The sequence below is a fragment of the Palleronia sp. genome, assembly GCF_042089775.1.
Lineage (GTDB): Bacteria > Pseudomonadota > Alphaproteobacteria > Rhodobacterales > Rhodobacteraceae > Palleronia.
In genome coordinates this window covers 1-3164 of the sequence record NZ_JBELKF010000210.1, presented here as the reverse complement: position 1 = coordinate 3164, position 3164 = coordinate 1, and the positions used below count along the sequence as shown (strand labels likewise).

General features: G+C 49.0%; 1 protein-coding gene. It reads left to right on the top strand.

What is annotated here, in order from left to right; genetic code table 11:
* Positions 1 to 13: 13 nt before the first annotated feature.
* The coding region (locus ACFDS3_RS20045) for a hypothetical protein (RefSeq protein WP_375264096.1) at positions 14 to 3164 on the top strand (3151 nt) is incomplete at its 3' end.

The following is a 3164-nucleotide window of genomic DNA, read 5'->3' as shown; positions in this document are numbered from 1 at the left end:
CCGAAAGATACCTATGCCAACCGACTTGCCCCTGCCAAATAAAGCTTCAGTTGCATTTTCTCCCGTTACCGAAACTCAAGTAATGGAAATATTTGCTCTCGTTCAAGGTAACCAGCCGAGCGCAGCTTTCCGCCGTGATAAGGTAGGCCGATCAGCTAGGGCGGTTCTGAAAAACGCCCTCTTCTCTCAGCACGTTGCTACGAAGGTTATTCGTAGATTTCTTTATGGATCAGATAAACCAGACAAGCATCGCGCCCTCGGTCTATCCAAAGATATTGTAGAACGCGAGGCGGCGCGTTTTTCTGAACTTGAGGCGCCTGGGGTAATTAGATATTCTGACGCCCCCCCGCTTACATGGCGATATGCATTCTACCTGTTTTGGTCAAAGATCGGATCAGATAGGGCAGAATCGATTATGAAAATTGGCAACTGTGCCGACAACAGTCTTGATGAGGCCGCTGCTCTGGTACGTGCTATCGAGCAAATCGAGCGCATCGACACCTTAGTAGCCAACGGCGAGTATATAGCAGCTTTTCGCGAGTCACAGCGCAGTCTCGTTGATGGCATGACATACTCTGCTAGTCGACATCTCGCTATTGCCATGCGCCTATGTACAGATCCGGCACATTTTGAACATCTGGTCCGATCGTACGAAAAGTATTGCTCGGATAGGCTTATACGAACGGTACGAACTTATTTGGTCGACGTTCTTGATCAGTTATGCACAAATGAGCAGTCTGACACGCCAAAAAGCGCCGAAGTATTTTCTTTTGATGGAGAATTGCCCGAGGCATATGATATAGAAGATACTAGACTGATCATTCGCAATAGCCCTGAAAGGGCGACAATCTGGTCAGCATTGACCTCTGTACCACCATCGCCGAAACCGTACAACGTGACAGCGGGCTTTCCCCATATTGTAATGCAGCTGGAAGAATTAACCTCTGCAAACTCTATTACCGAAAGCGCCATTTCTATATTTAATGCACAACTCAGTGCCATGGCTGAAACTGATGCCAAGCTCACGCTAGTTGTCCCGCAGAACCATCCTTTGCAGGAATTAGCCGAGAACGTATTGGGGAAAAATGTAGTTCCAGACTTTGCCTCGGCGCAAGATGCAGACGCCAGCATGGTGCTAGTAATCGACAGTTTCGCGCCGGTTCCCCCAGAGCTCCTAAACCTTCTAGCAGAACATGAGAAGGCCGAGAGTCCGCTACCTGTGCAGCTCGAAGAGTCACCGCCGGCTGTGGAAGGTTCTTGGAGGCGCAATGCCACTTCGGAGCAAACTATTCTGTCTACTGCAAGTCGCCCCTGCGGGTTATTCTCTACCAATCCTGCATCAGTATGGGCAGCGATGGCGGAATCGCAGGATAGACCTGGTTCTGCGGCCGAAGCTCTTGGTAATATAGATCCTATCCTTTTGTATGCGGTCGACTATAATTTCGTCTCACCCAAACCGATAGAGCGGCCTGTAATATTGATCAGCATTGGTGGGGAACCGATCCTAAGCACCTGCTCCCCGCACCAGATTTGTGTTCCGGACAATATGCTAGCTTGGGAATTGTCTCAGCAACTTGCGGACATAAAATCCTCACAAGATTTGCCCGATGACACTCCCGTCATCGTTCAGACCGAAGAGTTCACATATGCTGAGAAGTATAGCCAAACACTTACAGATACCTACCTAAGCTATGGCTGCTCTTTGCCTGTGGCGGTAAAAGGTCTCCGACTAAAAACGGATGACTCCAAGCCGACCATTATTGAAGATGCAAAGACTTCAAACCTCTTCCGGGCCGCACCTCTTGCTTTGAGTTGTCTTGGGATAGGCGAAGCAATCAAAGCTCTTCACTTCTGGGGCATGCAGCCCGCGAGCACTTGTGTCGTTGTTTTCGACCCGGCAGCGGGTGTTGCCTCTGCAGCCCAACAATTTGTTCGAGGCAGTGGTGAATCGATACTAAGAGTGCTAAGAGATAGTCCTGATCTGATCCAATCAGTGTTCAAAGCATTTCGCGACGATTTAGGGGGCCGCATCCTTAAGCATCTCGAAAACGACAAAATTCCTGTGCCACTACAAGCATACTGTCTAGGTCAGTCAAACGCTCGAAGCAGGATGATGAAAATCGGCCGAGAAGCCAGTCATACAATTTCGGAATCGCGCCAGAAATCGGATATGGGAATTGCGACGGAGGTTGCGGCATTTATAGCAGAGGGCTGGCTCGATACTCTCATTGATGATGGTCATGGTGGTGAAGTACGTAACTTTCTCTCGAACATCTTTAAGAAGTTGGATAGAAGTACTAAACTGAAGCCTATAGATTTCCAACAGTTTCGAGCCATTTCGGAACGGTGCGGCCTGCAGATCTGTCTTGCTGAAGCGATCCTGCCGCTTTCACTACATCTGTGTATGCAAGATAGGGATTTTATAAAACCTATTTTTAGCTTCGTAAGTCAGTTTGGCGATCCTGTAGCGGCTCAAGCCGCGATGTTTGCGATCCTTGGGCAAGAGATCTCGGGGAAAAAGAGAATGAAGCTGATTGGTCGCATCGCCGAGCAGATCGTTGCAACGACTGAAGCCCATGAGATGATTTCGATGATTGCTATGCTCGAGAGTCTTCTTGGAGATAAGCTTTTCGAGTGCGACGGGGCGCTAAAGTTGTTAGGAGAGCGATTGCTATCTAGCACAACTTCTCGCACCCCTGACTTGATACCAAGTTCCGGACTGAGCCGATCTGCTATTATTCAACTAGCGTCGATTGAAAAAAGATTTGAAGCAGCTCTGGTACGTGGAGATCGAACGGAAACACTTGCTCTCCTGCATGAGATTAGTGACCGGGACGGCCATCTGAAACAAATCATAGAGATCACCCGCACTCGGTCAGCTGAGTTACGGTCCCTCAAGATCACGTGGCGAGATTGGGGGTATCCAGCCCTTGGTGATAGAGCGGACCGTCTTGCAATGGCAGCAATCCTTGGAGACATCGAAGAAATACTCCGTTCGAATGCGCCGTACTATATAGAGGCTGCAGACAATACAATATGCGGCGCAGTGGCTAGTATGGTTGCAGGGGATCCTAAACCTATTAACATACTTTTGCGTGATTGGTCAGAGCAAGAAGGCCTCGTTTCCTTAGAACTACCTGCCCCAAATATAGAAGAAGAGGACC